Origin of the sequence: Parasphingorhabdus litoris DSM 22379 (assembly GCF_020906275.1) — a bacterium.
Lineage (GTDB): Bacteria > Pseudomonadota > Alphaproteobacteria > Sphingomonadales > Sphingomonadaceae > Parasphingorhabdus > Parasphingorhabdus litoris.
This window is the reverse complement of the sequence record NZ_CP086727.1, coordinates 1,654,437-1,672,068: the sequence shown is the minus strand read 5'-3', so window position 1 is coordinate 1,672,068 and position 17,632 is coordinate 1,654,437. Positions and strand designations below refer to the sequence as shown.

Sequence of the window (17,632 nt, the reverse complement as noted above, 5' to 3'; positions counted from 1 at the left end):
GGGAGACAGCATGACTCACAAACCCATTAAATTCGCGACATTCAAGGCGTTAGGATTCAATTTCTCCCTATTTCCCAAACCGGGCGAGATGGGTGAGAATTGTGTGAACTTTGAAATCCGCCGGGGCTCAAAACACATGCAAAACAGCGCTGTAAATCGTGTGAACTTTGGCCAAACATTATATGAAAAAGCCTGTGTGATGTGTGTGAACTTTGCAGTAGATCCCATGTTAAAGCAGGTGCGACCATGACGCTTGAGACACCCACAAAACTGAGGCTCGCATTCATGGGCACACCAGATTTTGCTGTGCCAGCCCTGCGCGCACTTCATGCCGCAGGACATGATATCGTTGCCGTCTATTCACAACCTCCACGCCGGGCCGGGCGAGGAAAGAAGCTAACGCCCTCCCCTGTCCAGCAAGTCGCTGAGGAATTGAGACTGGAAGTCCGTGTACCGGTTTCCTTGAAGAGCGAAGAGGCTCAGGCGGAATTTGACGCTCTTGATCTGAATGCGGCGGTCGTAGCGGCCTATGGCCTAATCCTGCCGCAGGCCATATTGGATGCGCCCAAAATGGGGTGCCTGAATATCCACGGATCTTTGTTGCCACGCTGGCGCGGTGCGGCTCCGGTACAACGCGCGATATTAGCAGGCGATTCCGAGACAGGCATCACCATCATGCAAATGGAAGCCGGTCTCGACACCGGACCGATGCTGCTAAAATCCAGCACCCCAGTTGCAGAAAAGACTGCGGGTGCCCTCACCGAAGAGCTGGCGCAAACAGGCGCCGATCTCATGGTGCAATATCTGGCTTCTCCGAACGACTATCTGCCGGAGGTTCAGCATGACGCGCTCGCAACCTATGCCAAGAAGATCACCAAGGAAGAAGCCCATGTGAACTTCAATCAACCCGCCGCAGACGTGCTGAATCAAGTCCGGGCGTTTAATCCGGTACCGGGGGCGTTCTTTGTACATGAGGGCGAACGCTATCGCATTCATTCCGCCGAAATCGTTGCTGAGTCAGGTCCGGCGGGCACAGTGATCGACGATCAAATGACAATCGGCTGTGCTGATCAAGCCATCAAACCCATTTTGATCCAGAAAGCGGGTAAACCGGCAATGCCGTTACAAGCTTTCTTAAACGGAACAAAGATACCTGTAGGTACATCGCTTCAATGACCCGTTTCGCGATCACACTTGAATATGATGGCCGCCCTTTCATGGGTTGGCAACATCAAGACCATGGCCCCAGTGTCCAGCAAGCCGTTGAAAATGCTATTAAAAAAATCACCCAGCAAGATGTCCGTGTCTTTGCCGCTGGTCGTACAGATGCCGGTGTACATGCTCTTGGAATGCGGGCGCATTTTGACCTGGAGACCAGATTGACACCATTCCGGCTGATGGAGGGGCTTAACGCTGGCCTGCGACCGCATCCCGTAGCGGTTCTCGCTTGTGATGTTGTCGATGATGACTGGCATGCGCGCTTCAACTGCATAGGTCGGCGCTACGTTTACAAGATCACCAACCGCCGTGCACCGCTGACATTGGACAAGGGGCAAAGCTGGCAAGTCGCCAGGCCATTGGATGCCGGTTTGATGCATGACGCCGCGCAGCTATTGGTTGGGCAACATGACTTCACGACTTTTCGTTCAACCCAGTGTCAGGCGCAAAGCCCGATCAAGACCTTGGACAGCATCTCGGTCACCCGCTTTGGCGAAGAGATTGAGGTGGAGGTCGCCGCGCGATCTTTCCTGCATCATCAGGTGCGTTCGATGGTCGGCTGCCTGAAACTGGTCGGTGATGGCAAGTGGACGCGTGATGATTTACGCAAAGCGTTGGAAGCCAAGGATCGTGACGCGCTGGGGTTCAACGCCCCGCCAGATGGCCTCTATTTTGTCGATGCCATTTACCCGAAGTCCGAGGAAAAATCAGACGCCGAATAGACGTTGGAGAGACTTGTCCAACATCAGCAATTGCCAAAGCAATCGGCTATTATCCGACGTTCCAGCAATGTGATCGTCGGCCACTTTGCTCAGAGCCTGCTGATCAAACCAGCCCATACGGGCCAGTCCACCGGCACTGGAAATTTTCCGCGCCTCATCGGCCAGTGGTCCCCGAAACCATGCTGCTATCGGCGTGACGAAACCCATTTTCGGGCGATAGAGGATATCTTGCGGCAAATAGCGTTCCATCGACTTTTTCAGCAGATATTTGCCAGTTCCGCGGCGTACCCGCAGGTTCGTCGGGAGCTTCGCGGCAAATTCCATCAGCTTGTAATCCAGCAAGGGTTCGCGTGCTTCGAGGCTGACCGCCATGCTGGTCCGATCAACTTTGGTCAGGATCCCGCCCGGCAACCACATTTTCATATCGGCATATTGCGCCTGATCCAGTCCATTGCGCGCCGGGGCTTGCTCCATCAGGTTGATCATAAATGTCTCGCCCCGATAGTCGCCCAATTGCTTCAACATGGCGTCGGAATAGAACGCGTGCCTTCCTGTTGGCGTTGTCACCCCAACGGCTTCAGAATAGCCTTCCGGTCCAGAACGCGCGAGAGACAACAAGGTTGACTTGGCACGCAATGGTCGCGGCGCCCAATCCGCCTTGGGATAAATCTTTCCGAGCCAGCCCAATGCAGGGCCGCGAAATGATTGCGGCAAAAGCCCCCTCACCCGCTCCTCGGCATGATGAAACACGTGACGGCGATAGCCAGCCAGCGCTTCATCCGCGCCATCGCCAGAAAGTGCAACCGTTACTTTTTCTCGAGCCAGTTCGGCCACACGATAGGTCGGCAAAGCAGAGCCATCGGCAAAGGGTTCATCAAAATGGTCGGCGAGCCTGTCGATCAAATCAAAATCATCTGCCGCAACCGTCCGCGAACGATGATCGGTCCGGAAACGCTCTGCTACGCGTTCGGCATAGCTGGTTTCGTCGAGGGCTGCCTGATCAAAGCCAATGGAACAGGTCTTGATCGGTTGCCGGCTCTTCTCCGACATCAATGCCACGACGGCACTGCTGTCGACACCGCCGGACAGAAAAGCGCCCAGCGGCACATCGGAAATCATGCGAGAACCAACGGCATCCTTCATCAACGCAACCAACTCTTCTTCAAGGTCCGCCGCCGAGGCGTTGCGGCGCTGGCTGAAATCCATATCCCAATATTGGATCGGTGGCGGCTCCGGCTTGCCTTGTTCGAGCAGCACGTAATGGCCAGCAGGCAGCTTCTTTACGCCCTTCAGGAGTGATCTGTGATCCGGCACATATCCAAACGCAAGAAAGTCATCGACTGCACGCATTTCCGGTTCCCGCCGCAACAGCGGATTGGCAAGAAGAGCTTTCAGTTCAGAACCGAACAATATGCTGCCATCCGATACCGGTGCATAGAAAAGCGGCTTTACGCCAAGTCGGTCTCGCGCCAAAAAAAGCTGCTTGGTTCGCTGGTCAAATATCGAGATGGCAAACATGCCATTGAGTCGCTTCAGGCAATCGACACCCCATTGGCGCCAGGCATAGAGAATGACCTCGGTATCGCTGCTGGTTGCAAACTTATGGCCAAGCGATTCCAGTTCCACCCGGACGTCCTGGAAATTATAGATTTCACCGTTATAGCTGATCACCTGTGCTTCATCGGACGTCAGCATGGGTTGCGCTCCGCCCTCCAGATCGATGATCGAGAGGCGGCGATGCCCCAGTCCAACACCTGGTGCAGTCCATATCCCGGAACCGTCGGGCCCACGATGCACGAGACTATCCGTCATTTTGCGCAGACGACCAGGATCAACCGGTTTGGCTGTCTCCAGATGAAATATTCCCGCAATTCCGCACATATAGTGCGCCCTAGCGCAGACCTGCCATTTCGTCAGCCAATTTATCAAGCGGTCCGAGCGCGTTGCGAAATTCAGTCATGGCGATCGCCGGACCCTCTTCGTCCAAATTCTCAGCCGATATCAAGATCGCCACGGCTTGCTGGTTACCACCAAGCAACTTGGCCTTCAGCGTTTCAAGCTTCACCGCCGATCCGCTGCCAGTCAATATATTGCCGACACGGTAGAAGGACTGCACATCCCGCACCACCGGGCCCGGTGCGGTTATCTGTACCGCCTTGCCCGATAGAGGGGCAGCAAGGTTACGGCTCCATGACCAATCCGTCCCGGGATCAAACGCGCCCTGTCCATAGCCAACAATTTCGCGGCCATCTTCTTGTCGGTCATAGACCGCTATGGCGAGATCGACCTCAGCACCGCTCGACACCTGGCGATAGCGGCCAAGCAATTGGTGATTGGCACCATCAAATCGCGGCCGCCAGTCAAATCGTGGACGATAGTCAACCTGCTCCCAGCCTGTCACATTTGGCAAAGCAATTTTTTCCGGAACAGGAGAGCTCCCGGCAGACAAGGCCGAAGTCCAAATCACAGGTGTCGCGATAATCAAAGCCGCGGTGATTAGTGCCGCCTTAGAGGACAGTTTCGATGGGCGCAAAGCGGCTCTTTCAATCGCATCTCCATCGATCATTGGTTCGTCGATCTTACGATCAAAAAATGGCCAACCGACGGCCATCACCAATACCAATACAAACGCAAAGAAAAACCAACCGTAAAAGATATGATCAAAACCCGTAGCAAAATCCGTCGTCGTATGATGTGCGATATAGATCGTGCCAAAAGCGCGAATACCGTTGGCGATTATCGGCACAGCCACCGCCGCGACCATGAACAGTGTACGCCGTTGCCAATTCTGGAAACAGAGATTGCTGACCAATGCTCCATAGGCGATCATCGCAATCAGAAACTTCACGCCCGAGCAGGCTTCGGCCACTTCGAAGTAGCCCGTGGGCGTGGATATAAAGACCCCATCGATAAAGGCAGGAATGTCAGCCCAGCCGAGGAAAAGCATCGACATTTTTGCCGTGATAGTCTGCAGGAAGGGAACAAACTCTTCGCCAAATGGCACCAGAAAGAAGCTGTAGAACAACGGAAAAATCAATCCACGCACAACCTTGGGGCCAAGCAATGTGATTACCACCCCCTGCAGCATCATCACCAGTCCCAGTTGACGTGCGAAGGAAACGCCTGCTGCTTCGCCGAGCAGCCAGCCTACGGAAGCGGCACCTATCCACAACAGTCCAGGCGCCCATATAGCTGGTGTTATTTTCACCAGCTCGTCCCGCCGCTGCAGCACCAGCCAGAAAATAATCGGTGCGATAAGAAGGCAATGATTATAGGTGGATACGTTCCACCAGGCATCGAGCATCGCCAGTCCATCTTTCCAGAACAGGGTGATTATGACGGCAACAGCCAGGCCCAACAAACGCAAATGCTTCACCCATTGTGAAGCACTCACCTTATCGGGTGAAGCATCAGAAGATTGGTCAATCACAGCGCTGGTCATTCCGCGGCCTCAAGCCGTTCCGGTTCATCAAGACCACAAAGGCACGCTATATCCGCAAGGCGATGATCCCAACTGTAGGTCTCACGTATCAGCGCGGCCGCATTATCGCCCAAAGTTTTGGCGTTTTGTGGATCGGATAAAAGTTCGCATACGCGTTTCGCTTCTTCGGCGGGACTGGCGGCAACTTGGAAATGATGCCCATCTACCGCTTCTATGCCCTGCGCTGCCGCGGATGAAGCCACCACAGCTTTGCCCATGGCCATAGCTTCGAGCACCTTATTCTGGATGCCCCTTGCGATACGCAATGGTGCAACAACAATATCGGCAGCCTTCAACCAGCAACGGATATCGTCCACACTGCCAATGACTATCGTACCATATTGTCCATCCAGCCGAGCAACATCTGCCGTCGGTGCGCGCCCCACAATCGCAAACTTTGCGTCAGGATGTTGTTTCAGGATATCTGGCATCACTTCTTTTGAAAAACTGATAACCGCTTCGATATTGGGACGATAGTCCATCTGTCCGGTAAAGATGATCAGCGGGCCTCCACTTTCCAGTTCAGTGGCAATTGCTTTGTTCGGATCATAGAAATCGAGATCGATTCCATTACCAACGGCTTTTACCTTCTGATCATCAAGTCCCGAGCGCTGCCGAAACAGTTGCGCTTCTGCTTGGCTCACGAAAAGGGAATAGTCAGCCCGTTCGGCAACCTGTCTTTCAAAAGCGCCGAGCATCTTGCCCTCGCGCCGATTAACCCAGGCCATCGGGCCAGCGCCTTCATCAGCATAGCTTTCAAATTTGGCGCTATCGACATCGGCAAAGTCCATGATCACTCGACCGGAAAAATTTGCGGGAATATATTGTGCCATCTGACCGGAGAAGACGAAAATACAATCAATGTTGTACGTCTTGATTGTATCGGTCACATATTTTCGGATTTTGTCACTATCGAACGATGTTAGCGAGACTGGCTTACCCGAAATTATGGCTTCTATCCCTGCCTGCATATTAGACTTGGTTCGTCTGACAATTTCCACGGAGGCCAGACCGGTTTTCACCACGCTGTCTTCTATTGTTTCTTTTTCGTCATCAGCAAAGCAAGCCAGATGTACCGGGGCATATTGCATGAGTTTGCGCAATATATGATGCGCGCGGATCTTATCTCCCCGATTTGGCGGCCAGGGCACACGGTGAGTCAGGAACAATATATCCCCCATCAGCCAAGCCCTTTGGCGATTATCGGTCCCAGACGGTTGGCCAAAGACAATGGAAGCTTTTGCCATAGGAAAACTTGCAATCGATATTTGGGGCTCATCGGATTAACATCACGAGCTTCTTCGCCATCTGCCGTCCGAATGGCATAGGACAATGGTTCTGGTTCAAAGCCCCAGTTCTTCTTGAAGGCATAAGCGCCAGTTCCGATTTTGGAGCGACCAAAATCAAACCGCTCACAACCCCGTTTGCGCGCATGGTTCATAAGCGCATAATACATCACATCATTGGCGCGGAGCCGCCGCGCATCGAAGGTACCGCCGCCCCAATAAGGCAGGACTGTCCCCTTGTGATATAGGCTCAACACGCTCGCTACTGGTTTGCCGCTATTAGAAACGGTGAGAATATCTGCATCGGCGCCAAAAGCGTCAATCACTGATTCAAAAAGTGCTTTCGGGAATACAGGCGTTCCCAAATTATGAACACTCTCCGCATAGACGTCATAATGATCCGAAAGATCTTGCCGATTTGATCCAACCCGGACCTCCAAATCGTTCTTCAAACCTTTTCGCACCTCAGCCCGTTGTTTCCGGGGAATAGATAGCAATTGGCTTTCATCATCCTGAGCCAGATCGGTCACAAAGCCAGCATAGACGCCATGCTTCTTTTGCCATTTGTCATCCGCAACTGGACCTCCCCGCAATTCAACGCTGGGAAAGCTATAAGTTTCCGCGAAACTCCATACCGCGTCGGTAAGCATCTGAGTGGCTTGATCGGTCACACTCAATATACCGCCGCCAACTGCGAATCCGGATGAAACCAGCGCCCGCCCGAATAGCGCTGAATGAATAAGCGAAAGGGGTAAAATCGCCTGTAGTTCCCCTTCTGCATTTTCCGCCATCAAATAACACCAATCATGGCCACAAGCCTTTGAAACGCTGGTCACCCAAGCCGGACGATGAAAAGCCGTCCCCTGATCATGAGAACCAACGAACATATCAATCCGTGCGAACTCGTTCGGATCGTCTTGATTCAATATGCGAACAAAAAATGTCTCAGGCGAGAAAGGCATGTTCATGGCAATAGCTGCCCTTCCAGCGCTGCCAGTTCATCCATTCTGCCCCATCTGTGGTCTTTACCCGCTCTGACCAATTTGGACCGCATGGCTTTGAGCTTGGTGTAGTGGCGCAGTTTTGATTTGAGTGGAGCCTCCTTAACCCGAGGTTGCTCCGGATCTATCTCCCATGGATGAAAGTAGAATATCGCACCGCGACCGTCATCTTTCTGCATTTTGCGGATGGCCCGGTCATAGAGCATGTAAGGCAGCAGTCTGAAAAATCCGCCACCACCGGCCGCCAATATATGATTGCCTATCTCCACAGTGGTCACCGGCAATTCGATCAAATCCGACCCAGCAACCGGTCTCCACGCAAAGCGCGGTGACCCTGCCCAGCCATAATGATCATGCTTGATAGGAGCGACGCTTGAGGAGTAACGATAACCCTGTTCCGCCAAAATCTCGTGCGCCCAGGGTGTGCGATGGTCTATCGAAAAGCTCGGCGCACGATAACCGACTATCGGATGCCCCGTGCTGTCTTCCAAAATCTTGCGACTATGCTCCAGATCTTCGCGAAACTGATCCGGAGTTAACGTGAATACGCGCGCATGATCATAACCATGGCTGGCAACCTCATGCCCCTCCAACACGATACGTTGCATCAGTTTGGGATAGCGCTCCGCCACCCATGCCAGCGTGAAAAAAGTCGCCTTGATTCCCATTTCATCGAACAGATCAAGTACAGCATTGCTGTTGGTTTCGACCCGATGTTCCAAGCTATCCCAATCGGCACGACTAATGACCGTTTCAAAGGCACCTACCTGAAACCAGTCCTCAATGTCGACCGACATGGCATTGAGCAAAGCATTCGCTTTTCTCGCCTTGTCTATCTGCTCAGGCTGCGCGTCCTGCATAGACATGGCTTTCCTTGCTTTGGATATCGCTTTCAACCCAATCCACAAGCATCGTCAGAACACGGTGCAGACTTTCTTCCTGACCGTCCATACGGGATTCAATCCCGGACAGTTGTTCGGCGATACTATCCAATCGTGAAGTGATAGCATCATCCATAACCGGCTCGGCAGCAACCGGCTGCGCTATCTGTTCGGGGTCCGGTTCGGGTTCCGTTGAAACTGGCTCTGCAACCAGATCAACACTTCTGAGTGGCACAACTTCATGTTCAGACTGAACCGCTTCTGCAGCTATCGGCGTGGAGTTTTCCACGGCAACAGGCTCGGGAACAGCAGGATCCGCTAGCTGCTCGGGATCCGCTTCTTTTTTGGCAGAGCGCGCAGGCTTCTCCCATAAGGGGCTTTTTGCTTTGGAAAGATCGATTTCCGGTTCCAGTTCCGGTTCCGCGATGTCGACTTCTTCGCCATTCAAATCAGCCAAAACACGGCCAACCAAAGGTTGGTCAATCAACTCAGCATGCTCCACCGCACCCATTAGTAAGACACGGCTCATCAATGTATTGATCTTGCGCGGTACACCGCCGGTTTCGCCAAATAGCAAAGCAAATACATCGGATGTGATTTTCGGACGCCCCGACCAGCCGCTTTTGGACAGCCTGTGCGTGATGTAAGGCTCAATCTCATGGGCTTCCATCGGCTCAAGATGGTGATGAGCGATGACCCGCTGACGCAATTGTTCCAGCCGATCAGACTTCTGCAGCGTGTCACGGAATTCTGGTTGGCCGAGCAAGAAGATCTGAAGCAATGCCTGGCCGCCCAATTGGAAATTGGAGAGCATCCGCAGCTCTTCCAAAGCGCCGGTTGGCAGATTTTGAGATTCATCAACGATCAGCAAACACCGCCGCCCAGCGCGTGCCTCACTGTGCAAGAATTCTTCGAAAGCGCTGAGCAATTGCGCTTTGTCCATATTCTCGGTGTCGATATCAAAATTGTCGGCAGCAACCCGGACAATGTCTTTGCTGTCGAGTGCCGTCGTAACGATATTGGCAGCGGTAAGGCGTTCGCGATCAATGGTTGCCATCAAGTGACTAACCAATGTCGTCTTACCAGCACCAACATCGCCAGTAATAACAATGAAACCTTCGCCTTGAGCCAAGCCATAGCCAAGATAGGACAATGCCTTTCGATGAGTCAGGCTCTCGAAATAATAATGCGGATCCGGGGTCAGCTGGAACGGCCGACTTTTCAATCCATAAAATTCTTCATACATACTGGTTTCTCCCACCTACGCTTGCGGTGATCTTGTTAAAATTCATATTGCAGGCCAAGCAAAGCTGATGCCGTGAGCTCGCTGTCAAAGCCGTCTTGCTGGAAGCTATCGAGCCCCACGGCTGCTGTTCCCGTTAGCCCTGGGATGATCTGACGATAATAGGCCGCATTCGCACCCAGCGCGAGTACGTTGGGCGCCCCGACAAAACCGCTATCCAGCAAATTGGCATAGACATTGGTGTTAAAGCCCGACCGCGCATCAAGCTGTCGTCCGATGGAAAGATTGGCATAATAATTTTGATCGACCAGGCCATCGACACCGGCAAGACCGCCTATTTGCGAGGCAAAGAAGCGGCGGCGCGAGTAACCGGCGGCTACCCCCATGTTCCAGCCATTATACCCATAAGCCAGCTGCGCATTTACACCCCGTGCACGGAAAGATGATGATGCGGCTGATTGCAAGGCATCGTTGAAGCAAAGACTGCTGGTTTGACCGAAAGCACAGCCGTTCAGCTCTCCGCTCAAAGGATTGCGGCTGCTGGTAAAGCTAGTGCCCAGAGATGACAGATTGTCGTTTAGCAAATTGCCAAAACCCGACACGGTGTCATAAACTGATACGTTCAAGGACGTGTTCTCATTTGGCTGATAACCAAGGCTGCCGGCATATGTCGTGCTGCCATAGCGGCGACCAATACGGGCTTCGAGCGATGTCCGTCGGCTTGGGCGCCACAACACGCCTGCATCCCAGATCAGACCGTCCTGATCGTAAGACAATAGACGCGGAGACGTCTCGTCTGTAACCAGTCGACCATCTTCATCGATGACGGGGTCGCCATTCACATCCCGAACCGCATCGCGTTCCGAAATCTCAATATCTTCATAGCCTACACCGCCAACCAGAGCGACGGTTGGCGACACCGGAACTGTTACGTCTGCGCGTGCATATTTGCCCTCAAACCGCTGATCAAGCTGACCGGCATCTTCACGCTCATAGCCGCCACTGACCGACCAGCCAAAGGGCAAGTCCCCTGGCCTCATCCCGACGCTCGCGCTAGCTGAATGGCTTACGCTGTCGTCAAAAATATCAATAGGTAACTGGCCCGAAGGCAAAATACCGGTATCTTCGCTTTCTACCTTGGTATAGCCGACCCGATAATTGGCGTTAACATCCAACGCACCAATGTTCGTTGACAGTGAGGGCCCAGCATAAACCGAATAGACCTGTGTCACATTGTCAATATCGCCCACCGTATTCGATGGCGCTTCGCCCCGAAGATCAATCCGGCTGCGCGTTGCAATGCCGCCCGCTTCAATGGACAAGACATTTGGCACAACCTGAACACTACCGCGCGCAAGGCCGCTCAGAATATCGTCATCACCGATATTGTCCTGATAGAAAAAGCGACGTTCGTAGCGCAGGTTTACCTGTGCTTCTGCCCGGCGCGTTTGTATCGATGAATCCACACCAGCGGCCACGGTCGTATAGGTCAATACATCCGAGCCGTTCTTCAGATCCGCAACCAAAACCTGCTGCACTTCCAGATAAGGCGTGACTTCTACATTCCGATCCTTGGCTTGCACCGGCTGCACAGCAGCAGCGATCGGTATCAAAACCAATGCCGCTTTGGACACATTCATACGCTTACTCTCGGCCACGGTTACTCTCCATATCCGTAATAGGATCCAAAGCTTCGTCCCGTTGGCGAGAATTTCGTGCCATTGAGGAGCAATTGGATATTGTCACAGCCAGCCATCAGGCTCAGCGCATCGCGCAAGGCTGTTTCCGTTGTTTCGTCAGCTTTCACGATCATCACCACTTGTCCGACATGGGTCGCAAGCACAGATGCTGGCGAAGCCGACAATGCAGGTGGCGAATCAAAAATAACGATCCGGTTCGGATTGTTTTGGGTCAACCGGCCCAACACCTCTTGGGTCCGCGATGAAGCTAGATATTCGGTGTCAGCATTGGTCTGCTCACCTGCGGGCAGTATCGCCAGCCCAGCAATATCGGTATGAATGATGCAATCTTCGACGGACAGCTCTGGATCAGCCAACGCATCCATCAGACCCTTGCTGCCCTCAAGACCAAGGCTGGAGAGGATGCTGGGCTTGGCGAAGTCAGCATCGACAAGCAGCACCTCATTATCTTTCTCAGCCGCAATCGACAAAGCCAGGTTCAACGCACAAAAGGTCTTGCCTTCATTCGGATGTGCCGAACAGATCAAGATGCGCTCACCATGTGGCAGCTGCGGCTGCTTGGCAGTGCCTTTGGCAGCCATGAGCAACTGACGCTTAATGATACGAAATTCTTCTGAAATGCCAGTCACAGGGCCATCAGGAACGACAAACCCTGCTTCCAGCAGCTTTTCCCGATCGACGATAACGCGTGGGCCATCATAAGCGGGAGCACGTTGAGACTTAGACGGCACAACTTGCCGGGCATCAGATTCAGGTGGCAGCAATTCTGGCCCAATATCCTTTACCGGACCACCAGTCTTCGCTGGCATATAGTCATAAACTTGCGCCGCGCGTTCAAGTAGTGAACTGGATTTGCTAAGAGGATTATATTTGTTCATTGTCTTTCCTCAGGCCACCATGCCGCGCTGGATAAATTCGACGACCATCAACAGTGCAAAGACACCCACCAGCGCACCGCTTGCGCTGTAAAATAGCCGCATTTTCTTTTGCCTTATCGCCCTCTGGCTGCTGGTCACTATTTGCGAAACCGATCCGATGACCGGCAATCCACTTGCCTTTTCAAGCCGCGCAGACGTTGGATAGCTGGTCTGCAATTGCCCCATGGCAAATGCCGCTCCCACGCCGCCGCCAAGACCAACAAACAGCACCATGGCAAGCAATAAAGGTCGATTTGGTGCCGCTGGTGACCTTGGGCTGGATGGCGGATCGATGACTTTGAATTTTACCGAGTCCGTTTCAGATTCCACCTGGCCGCGTAATTTGATTTGTTCACGATCTTGCAGCAACTTGTCATATTGGTTTTTCAACACATCGTAATCGCGGTTAATCCGGGCCATTTCCGCAGCGATGCCCGGCTCAAGCGACTGCTTCGAAGCAAGTTGTGTTAAATCTGCTTGAATCGCATTTTTCCGCGCCTGCAACGCTGCAACCGATGCCTGGCGCTCGGCTCTCATGCTCTGGAGCGAGCTATAGGCTGGATTAGGGGTTCGATAACCTGAAGAACCAGATCCTTTGGGCTGAGACGCGATCTGACTGCGCAAGGCAGCGATTTCACTTTTCATTGCAACGATGTCCGGATGACTGTCTGTCCATCCTCGCGCTCGAGCTGAAGCCAATCGACCTTGCACTTGTGCGAGTTGGCCGCGTGCTCCTCCGCCAGAACTCGCTCCCCCAAAACCCGGTGTCGCAATTGTCGGCGGCGTCCCGGATAGTTGACCGTTTAAAGCAGCCAGTGAACTGGCAGCCGAAGCCAGTTGCGATTCGATCTGTCTGAGCTCAGCACGAGATGCTTCAATACGCTGGCTGACGGATCCTACGCCTGGCAAAAGGCCAAGATTTTCAGTTTCGAACTGCACCCTTTTTTGTTCGGCTTCCTGCAAAGCTTTTTCCCGAGTGGAGAGCTGTGCATCCAGAAATTTCAGCGTCTGCGTTGTCTCGTCACGATCTCCGGAGAGGTTTTCTTCGACGAAAATATCGATCATCTTCTGGACGATTTCACGTGATAGAATGGCGTTCTCGGCATCTGACAAGTTGCCTGCCGAAGCTGTCGCGGTGATTTCGAAGAGATTGTCCTTCTCAGACTTGATCTCGATATTCTTGCGCAGCATCTCAACTTTGCCAGCCAGCTCACGATCACTCGCAACTGAAAGGTTTAGATCCGTGCCGCGCACAACCTTTTCGAGATTGATGGTAGATGCCAGAGTCTCCTGAACCCGGTCCATATTCCTCTTACGATCGCGGGATTCGATACCGACCTTGTCAGACAGGATCGATTGCATCTCGACAAATACACGAGCCTTGGATTCATAGCTGTTCGGAATCAGCGCCACGACCAGCCAGCCCAAAAGACAAATACCCCAGGCGACAGCCAATGCCAGCCAACGTCTGTTCCAGACGCTGTGCAACGCAATTCTTATTTCATCATAAAGGCCGTTCATTGGTCTTTTCGATCCCTATAGGTTCTGCTTCGAGGCGGATTAAAACATGCTCTTGGGGATGATGATCACATCGCCGGGACGCAGCATGACATTGGCTTTTGTCTGTCCGCGATCGAGCAAATCGGCGATACGCAGAGCATATTCCTGCTGCTTTCCGGTTCCGCGATTATAGCGAACCAGGCGTGCTTTATTGCCGGATGCAAATTCGGATAGACCGCCAACGGCAATCATCGCATCGAGCAGGGTCATATTGGCACGATATGGTATCGAAGCCGGTTTTTCGGTCGCACCAACAACACGGATTTGCTGCGAGAATGTACCGGAGAAATTGTTCACAATGACCGAAACAATTGGCTCGTTAATATATTCCGACAGCTGCAGTTTCAGGTCTTCAGCCAACATAGCAGGCGTTTTGCCGACAGCAGGCATGTCAGTGATCAGAGGTGTCGTGATTCGACCATCCGGACGCACCTGAACTTTGGCACCCAATTCAGGGTTCCGCCAAACGAAGATGGTCAGCTCATCCAGAGGCCCAATAACATATTCCTCGCCCGGTCCTTCCTGCATCGACACAAAAGATGCAGGCGGTAACTGAGGGCCAGAAGAGGTAGACGAACATCCGGCAACCGCCAGGGAAGCCAAACCGGCACCCATTAGATATTTCGGTAGCTTCTTCTTTTTGAACGCAGCAGTCATTTTCATATCCTCGCAAACAGCAATTGCCGATCCACCGATTCCGCACGGAAATCGGCCAATCACGCTTAGTCTTGCGAAGGCTATGCGAGAAAATAGTGAAGATAGCGTTAGGATTGACAGAAATTAGGGTTAATATTTCGCAGTTTTGCCGGGACTGTAGAGTCCCGCTGCTCTAATCAACCAGGAGTTCGTCAGCAGCCCCCTGCCCTAGAAAGTTTGCCGGACTAGCCGTTGCACCATAAGCGCCGGCACAAAATATCGCGACAATATCACCAACTTGTGCAGCCGGCATTTCCGCACGATCGCTCAACAGATCGAGCGGGGTACAGAGGCAACCGACAATGGATACAACCTCTTCCGCCGGTTTACCGTAGCGATTGGCAATTGCCACTGGATAGTTCCGACGGATCACCGTTCCGAAATTCCCGCTCGCGGCAAGTTGATGATGCAGGCCGCCATCGGTGACCAGGAACGTTTCACCCTGGCTCTGCTTCCGGTCGACAATCCGAGTGAGATAGATCCCCGCCTCTCCTACAAGATAGCGGCCAAGTTCCAATGCGAATTGCGTATGCGATAAAATCGCAGGCAGCTTAGATAACTGATGCTTCAGGGCGGTTCCGATTTCCTTGATATCCAAAGGCTGATCGCCGGGGAAATAGGCTATGCCAAAGCCGCCGCCCAAATTGACATGTTCCGGACTATGGCCAATTTCCTCCGCAAGTCGTGCAGCCAACGCGATAGTTTGTGCCTGGGTTTCGATAATGGCATCAGCTTTCAGAGCTTGCGAACCAGCAAAAATATGAAAGCCCCGCCAATGGGCATTCGCCGCGATTATCTTCTGCACGGTGGGCGCCACCAGATCAGTGTCCATGCCAAATGGCTTGGCGCCACCACCCATTTTCATACCAGAGCCCTTCAGATCGAAATCCGGATTAACGCGAACCGCAAGACGTGGTTTGATCCCCTCTCGCGATCCGATATCCAGCGCCCGATCGCATTCGCTGGGTGATTCGATGTTGATCGTCACGCCAGCCTTTATGGCCTGTCGCAGTTCATCATCCCGCTTACCGGGGCCAGCAAAACTAATATGGCCCGCATCTGCGCCCGCCTCCAAAGCCATTTTCAATTCACCACCCGAAGCAATGTCGATGCCATCGACAAGGCCAATCATATGCGAAAGCAAAGGCCCAAAGGGATTGGCCTTCATCGCATAATGAATATGCAATTGTTCCGGCATGTTTGCGCGCAAAGCGTCGATCCGCTTCGTCAAAAGGCCTTTCGAGTAGACAAAAAGTGGCGATCCGTGTCGAGCGACCAGCTCGCTGGCTGACAAACCGCCAACAACAAGCTCTCCATCGCGGCCTTCATAGCCGTCGGGAATCGGGCCGATGGGCTTAACCTTGCTCATATATTCCCAGCCTTTGCCAATGCGTTACGATCCAATTTGCCGTTCGGGTTTTTGGGAAATTCCTGCATCACAACAATATCGCGCGGGTGCATAAAATTCGGTAAATTCCGTTTCAAATAGGTGCCCAAATCTTTTTCCAAGACGCCGGTTTCTTCCCACGTAGCGGGCCGAACATAAAGACAAATCGCATGTCCCAACCGTTCGTCCGGAACACCAACCGCGACGGCTTCGGCAACAAGTCCTGATTCAACGGCCACTTCTTCAACCTCTGTCGGACTGATCCGGTTACCGGAGCTTTTGATCATATTGTCGGTCCGCCCCACAAAATAGAGCAGTCCATCGCTTTCCCGCCGCACCGTATCACCCGACCATACTGCCGTTCCGCCATAATGGGACGCTGCTGGAGCGGGCTTGAACCGTTCGGCAGTACGGGTTTCGTCCTGCCAATATCCTTGTGCGACAAGCGGCCCGGCATGGACGAGCTCTCCTTCTTGTCCAACCGCTGCTATTTCGCCACCCGCACCGACCACCATGATTTCGGCAAAGGGTATAGCGGTTCCCATGCTGGTTGGATTGTCGTCAATCAGCGCAGGATCCAGATAGGTCGATCGAAAAGCCTCTGTCAGGCCATACATCGCGTAGATATCAGTTTTTCCCCCGAAAATTTCCCGTAGCTGCTTCACCAGCGTTGGCGTCAAGGCACCACCGCTATTGGTTAGCCGTCGCATAGATCTAACAGCATCGTCAGACCAATCCTGATCCACCAATTGCACCCAAAGCGGCGGGACAGCAGCCAATGTTGTAATAGCTTCGCGTGCGCACGCTTTGATGACATCCCGTGGTGTCAGATAATCCAGTGGATAGGCACAACCACCGGCGAACCAGGTCGAAAGCAATTGATTCTGGCCATAGTCGAAACTCAGCGGCAAAACGCATAACGTGTGGTCATCCGGTTTCAGCTTCAAATATTGAGCGACACTAACGGCACCAAGGCTGAGATTAGTATTGGTCAACATGACGCCTTTCGGTCGCCCGGTTGATCCGCTGGTATATAATATGGCCGCTAATGCCTCGATATCGTCCGAGATCTCGCCAGCACCTACCGGATCAGTGATATCGTCCGTATCACTTGAAACCGCACTATCATCCCAAACAATGCAACTCTTGTCGACGGGCATGTCAATCAAAGACCTTATCCGACCCGCATTGGTTATCAGCAGTTTAGCCCCGCTATCTGCGATGATATGTTTCACTTGGGCTGGCTTCAGGATCGGATTAACAGGAACATGCACTAGCCCGGCACGAACAGCGGCAAGCGGCATGATACAGGCCAATTCCGTCTTCGGCAGCCATGTCGCCACTCGGTCACCTTTTTCAAAATCTTGATCCAACAGCCAACGCGCCAACAGGCCCACACGATGATTTAACATCTTGTAGCTAAGAGAGCCCGTACGCGTGACCAACGCCATGGCGTCGGGATCTTTTCCAACGGCAAGTCGGTCCAATGGGAACGCGTGATCTGTGTGTTCAGTAGTCAAATGCTTGCGCCTATGGGAAA

15 protein-coding genes are annotated in these 17,632 nt (G+C 52.9%); 3 read left to right on the top strand and 12 right to left on the bottom strand.

Features of this window, described 5'->3' with window-relative positions:
• The first annotated feature begins 10 nt into the window (after positions 1-10).
• Genes BS29_RS08115 through truA form a run of 3 tightly spaced genes read left to right on the top strand, consistent with a single transcriptional unit; the run spans position 11 to position 1,940 of the window.
• A complete protein-coding gene (locus BS29_RS08115) occupies positions 11-250 on the top strand; it encodes a hypothetical protein (RefSeq protein ID WP_229956682.1) in 240 nt (79 codons plus the stop codon).
• Positions 251-270: 20 nt separating this feature from the next.
• On the top strand, positions 271-1,176 hold the full coding sequence (gene fmt / locus BS29_RS08110; RefSeq protein ID WP_229956831.1) for a methionyl-tRNA formyltransferase: 906 nt from the start codon (positions 271-273) through the stop codon (positions 1,174-1,176).
• Positions 1,173-1,940, top strand: coding sequence for a tRNA pseudouridine(38-40) synthase TruA (gene truA / locus BS29_RS08105; protein WP_229956681.1), 768 nt, complete (start codon positions 1,173-1,175; stop codon positions 1,938-1,940). Before fmt ends, truA begins: the two co-directional genes overlap by 4 nt.
• Here truA and BS29_RS08100 read toward each other — a convergent pair.
• The 12 genes from BS29_RS08100 to BS29_RS08045 all read right to left on the bottom strand — a co-directional run bounded on the left by BS29_RS08100 (position 1,926) and on the right by BS29_RS08045 (position 17,543).
• The gene (locus BS29_RS08100) at positions 1,926-3,821 is read right to left on the bottom strand and encodes an XrtA/PEP-CTERM system amidotransferase (protein WP_229956680.1); all 1,896 of its coding nucleotides are present in this window, start codon (positions 3,819-3,821) and stop codon (positions 1,926-1,928) included. The two genes, truA and BS29_RS08100, sit on opposite strands and share 15 nt — an antisense overlap.
• A 10-nt stretch (positions 3,822-3,831) precedes the next feature.
• Positions 3,832-5,382: an exosortase A gene (gene xrtA / locus BS29_RS08095; protein WP_229956679.1), complete on the bottom strand. Its 1,551-nt coding sequence runs from the start codon at positions 5,380-5,382 to the stop codon at positions 3,832-3,834.
• Positions 5,379-6,668 carry a TIGR03087 family PEP-CTERM/XrtA system glycosyltransferase gene (locus BS29_RS08090; protein ID WP_229956678.1) on the bottom strand — a complete coding sequence of 430 codons (1,290 nt, stop codon included), beginning with the start codon at positions 6,666-6,668 and terminating at the stop codon, positions 5,379-5,381. Before BS29_RS08090 ends, xrtA begins: the two co-directional genes overlap by 4 nt.
• Positions 6,602-7,675: a FemAB family XrtA/PEP-CTERM system-associated protein gene (locus BS29_RS08085; RefSeq protein WP_229956677.1), complete on the bottom strand. Its 1,074-nt coding sequence runs from the start codon at positions 7,673-7,675 to the stop codon at positions 6,602-6,604. The genes BS29_RS08090 and BS29_RS08085 overlap by 67 nt, the downstream gene beginning before the upstream one ends.
• The gene (locus BS29_RS08080) at positions 7,672-8,568 is read right to left on the bottom strand and encodes an XrtA system polysaccharide deacetylase (RefSeq protein WP_407673781.1); all 897 of its coding nucleotides are present in this window, start codon (positions 8,566-8,568) and stop codon (positions 7,672-7,674) included. The genes BS29_RS08085 and BS29_RS08080 overlap by 4 nt, the downstream gene beginning before the upstream one ends.
• Positions 8,549-9,835: an XrtA/PEP-CTERM system-associated ATPase gene (locus BS29_RS08075; RefSeq protein WP_229956675.1), complete on the bottom strand. Its 1,287-nt coding sequence runs from the start codon at positions 9,833-9,835 to the stop codon at positions 8,549-8,551. Before BS29_RS08075 ends, BS29_RS08080 begins: the two co-directional genes overlap by 20 nt.
• Before the next feature lie 35 nt (positions 9,836-9,870).
• Positions 9,871-11,490 carry a porin family protein gene (locus BS29_RS08070; protein ID WP_229956674.1) on the bottom strand — a complete coding sequence of 540 codons (1,620 nt, stop codon included), beginning with the start codon at positions 11,488-11,490 and terminating at the stop codon, positions 9,871-9,873.
• Positions 11,491-11,492: 2 nt separating this feature from the next.
• Positions 11,493-12,410: an AAA family ATPase gene (locus tag BS29_RS08065; protein WP_229956673.1), complete on the bottom strand. Its 918-nt coding sequence runs from the start codon at positions 12,408-12,410 to the stop codon at positions 11,493-11,495.
• Between the two features lie 9 nt (positions 12,411-12,419).
• Positions 12,420-13,970, bottom strand: a complete 1,551-nt coding sequence (locus BS29_RS08060) for an XrtA system polysaccharide chain length determinant (RefSeq protein ID WP_229956672.1) — start codon at positions 13,968-13,970, stop codon at positions 12,420-12,422.
• 39 nt (positions 13,971-14,009) lie between these two features.
• Positions 14,010-14,666, bottom strand: coding sequence for an XrtA/PEP-CTERM system exopolysaccharide export protein (locus tag BS29_RS08055; RefSeq protein WP_229956671.1), 657 nt, complete (start codon positions 14,664-14,666; stop codon positions 14,010-14,012).
• A 172-nt stretch (positions 14,667-14,838) separates the two neighbouring features.
• A complete protein-coding gene (locus tag BS29_RS08050) occupies positions 14,839-16,074 on the bottom strand; it encodes a pyridoxal-dependent decarboxylase, exosortase A system-associated (protein ID WP_229956670.1) in 1,236 nt (411 codons plus the stop codon).
• Complete coding sequence (locus BS29_RS08045; protein ID WP_229956830.1) at positions 16,071-17,543, bottom strand: acyl-CoA ligase (AMP-forming), exosortase A system-associated; 1,473 nt, start codon at positions 17,541-17,543, stop codon at positions 16,071-16,073. Before BS29_RS08045 ends, BS29_RS08050 begins: the two co-directional genes overlap by 4 nt.
• Between the last annotated feature and the right edge of the window lie 89 nt (positions 17,544-17,632).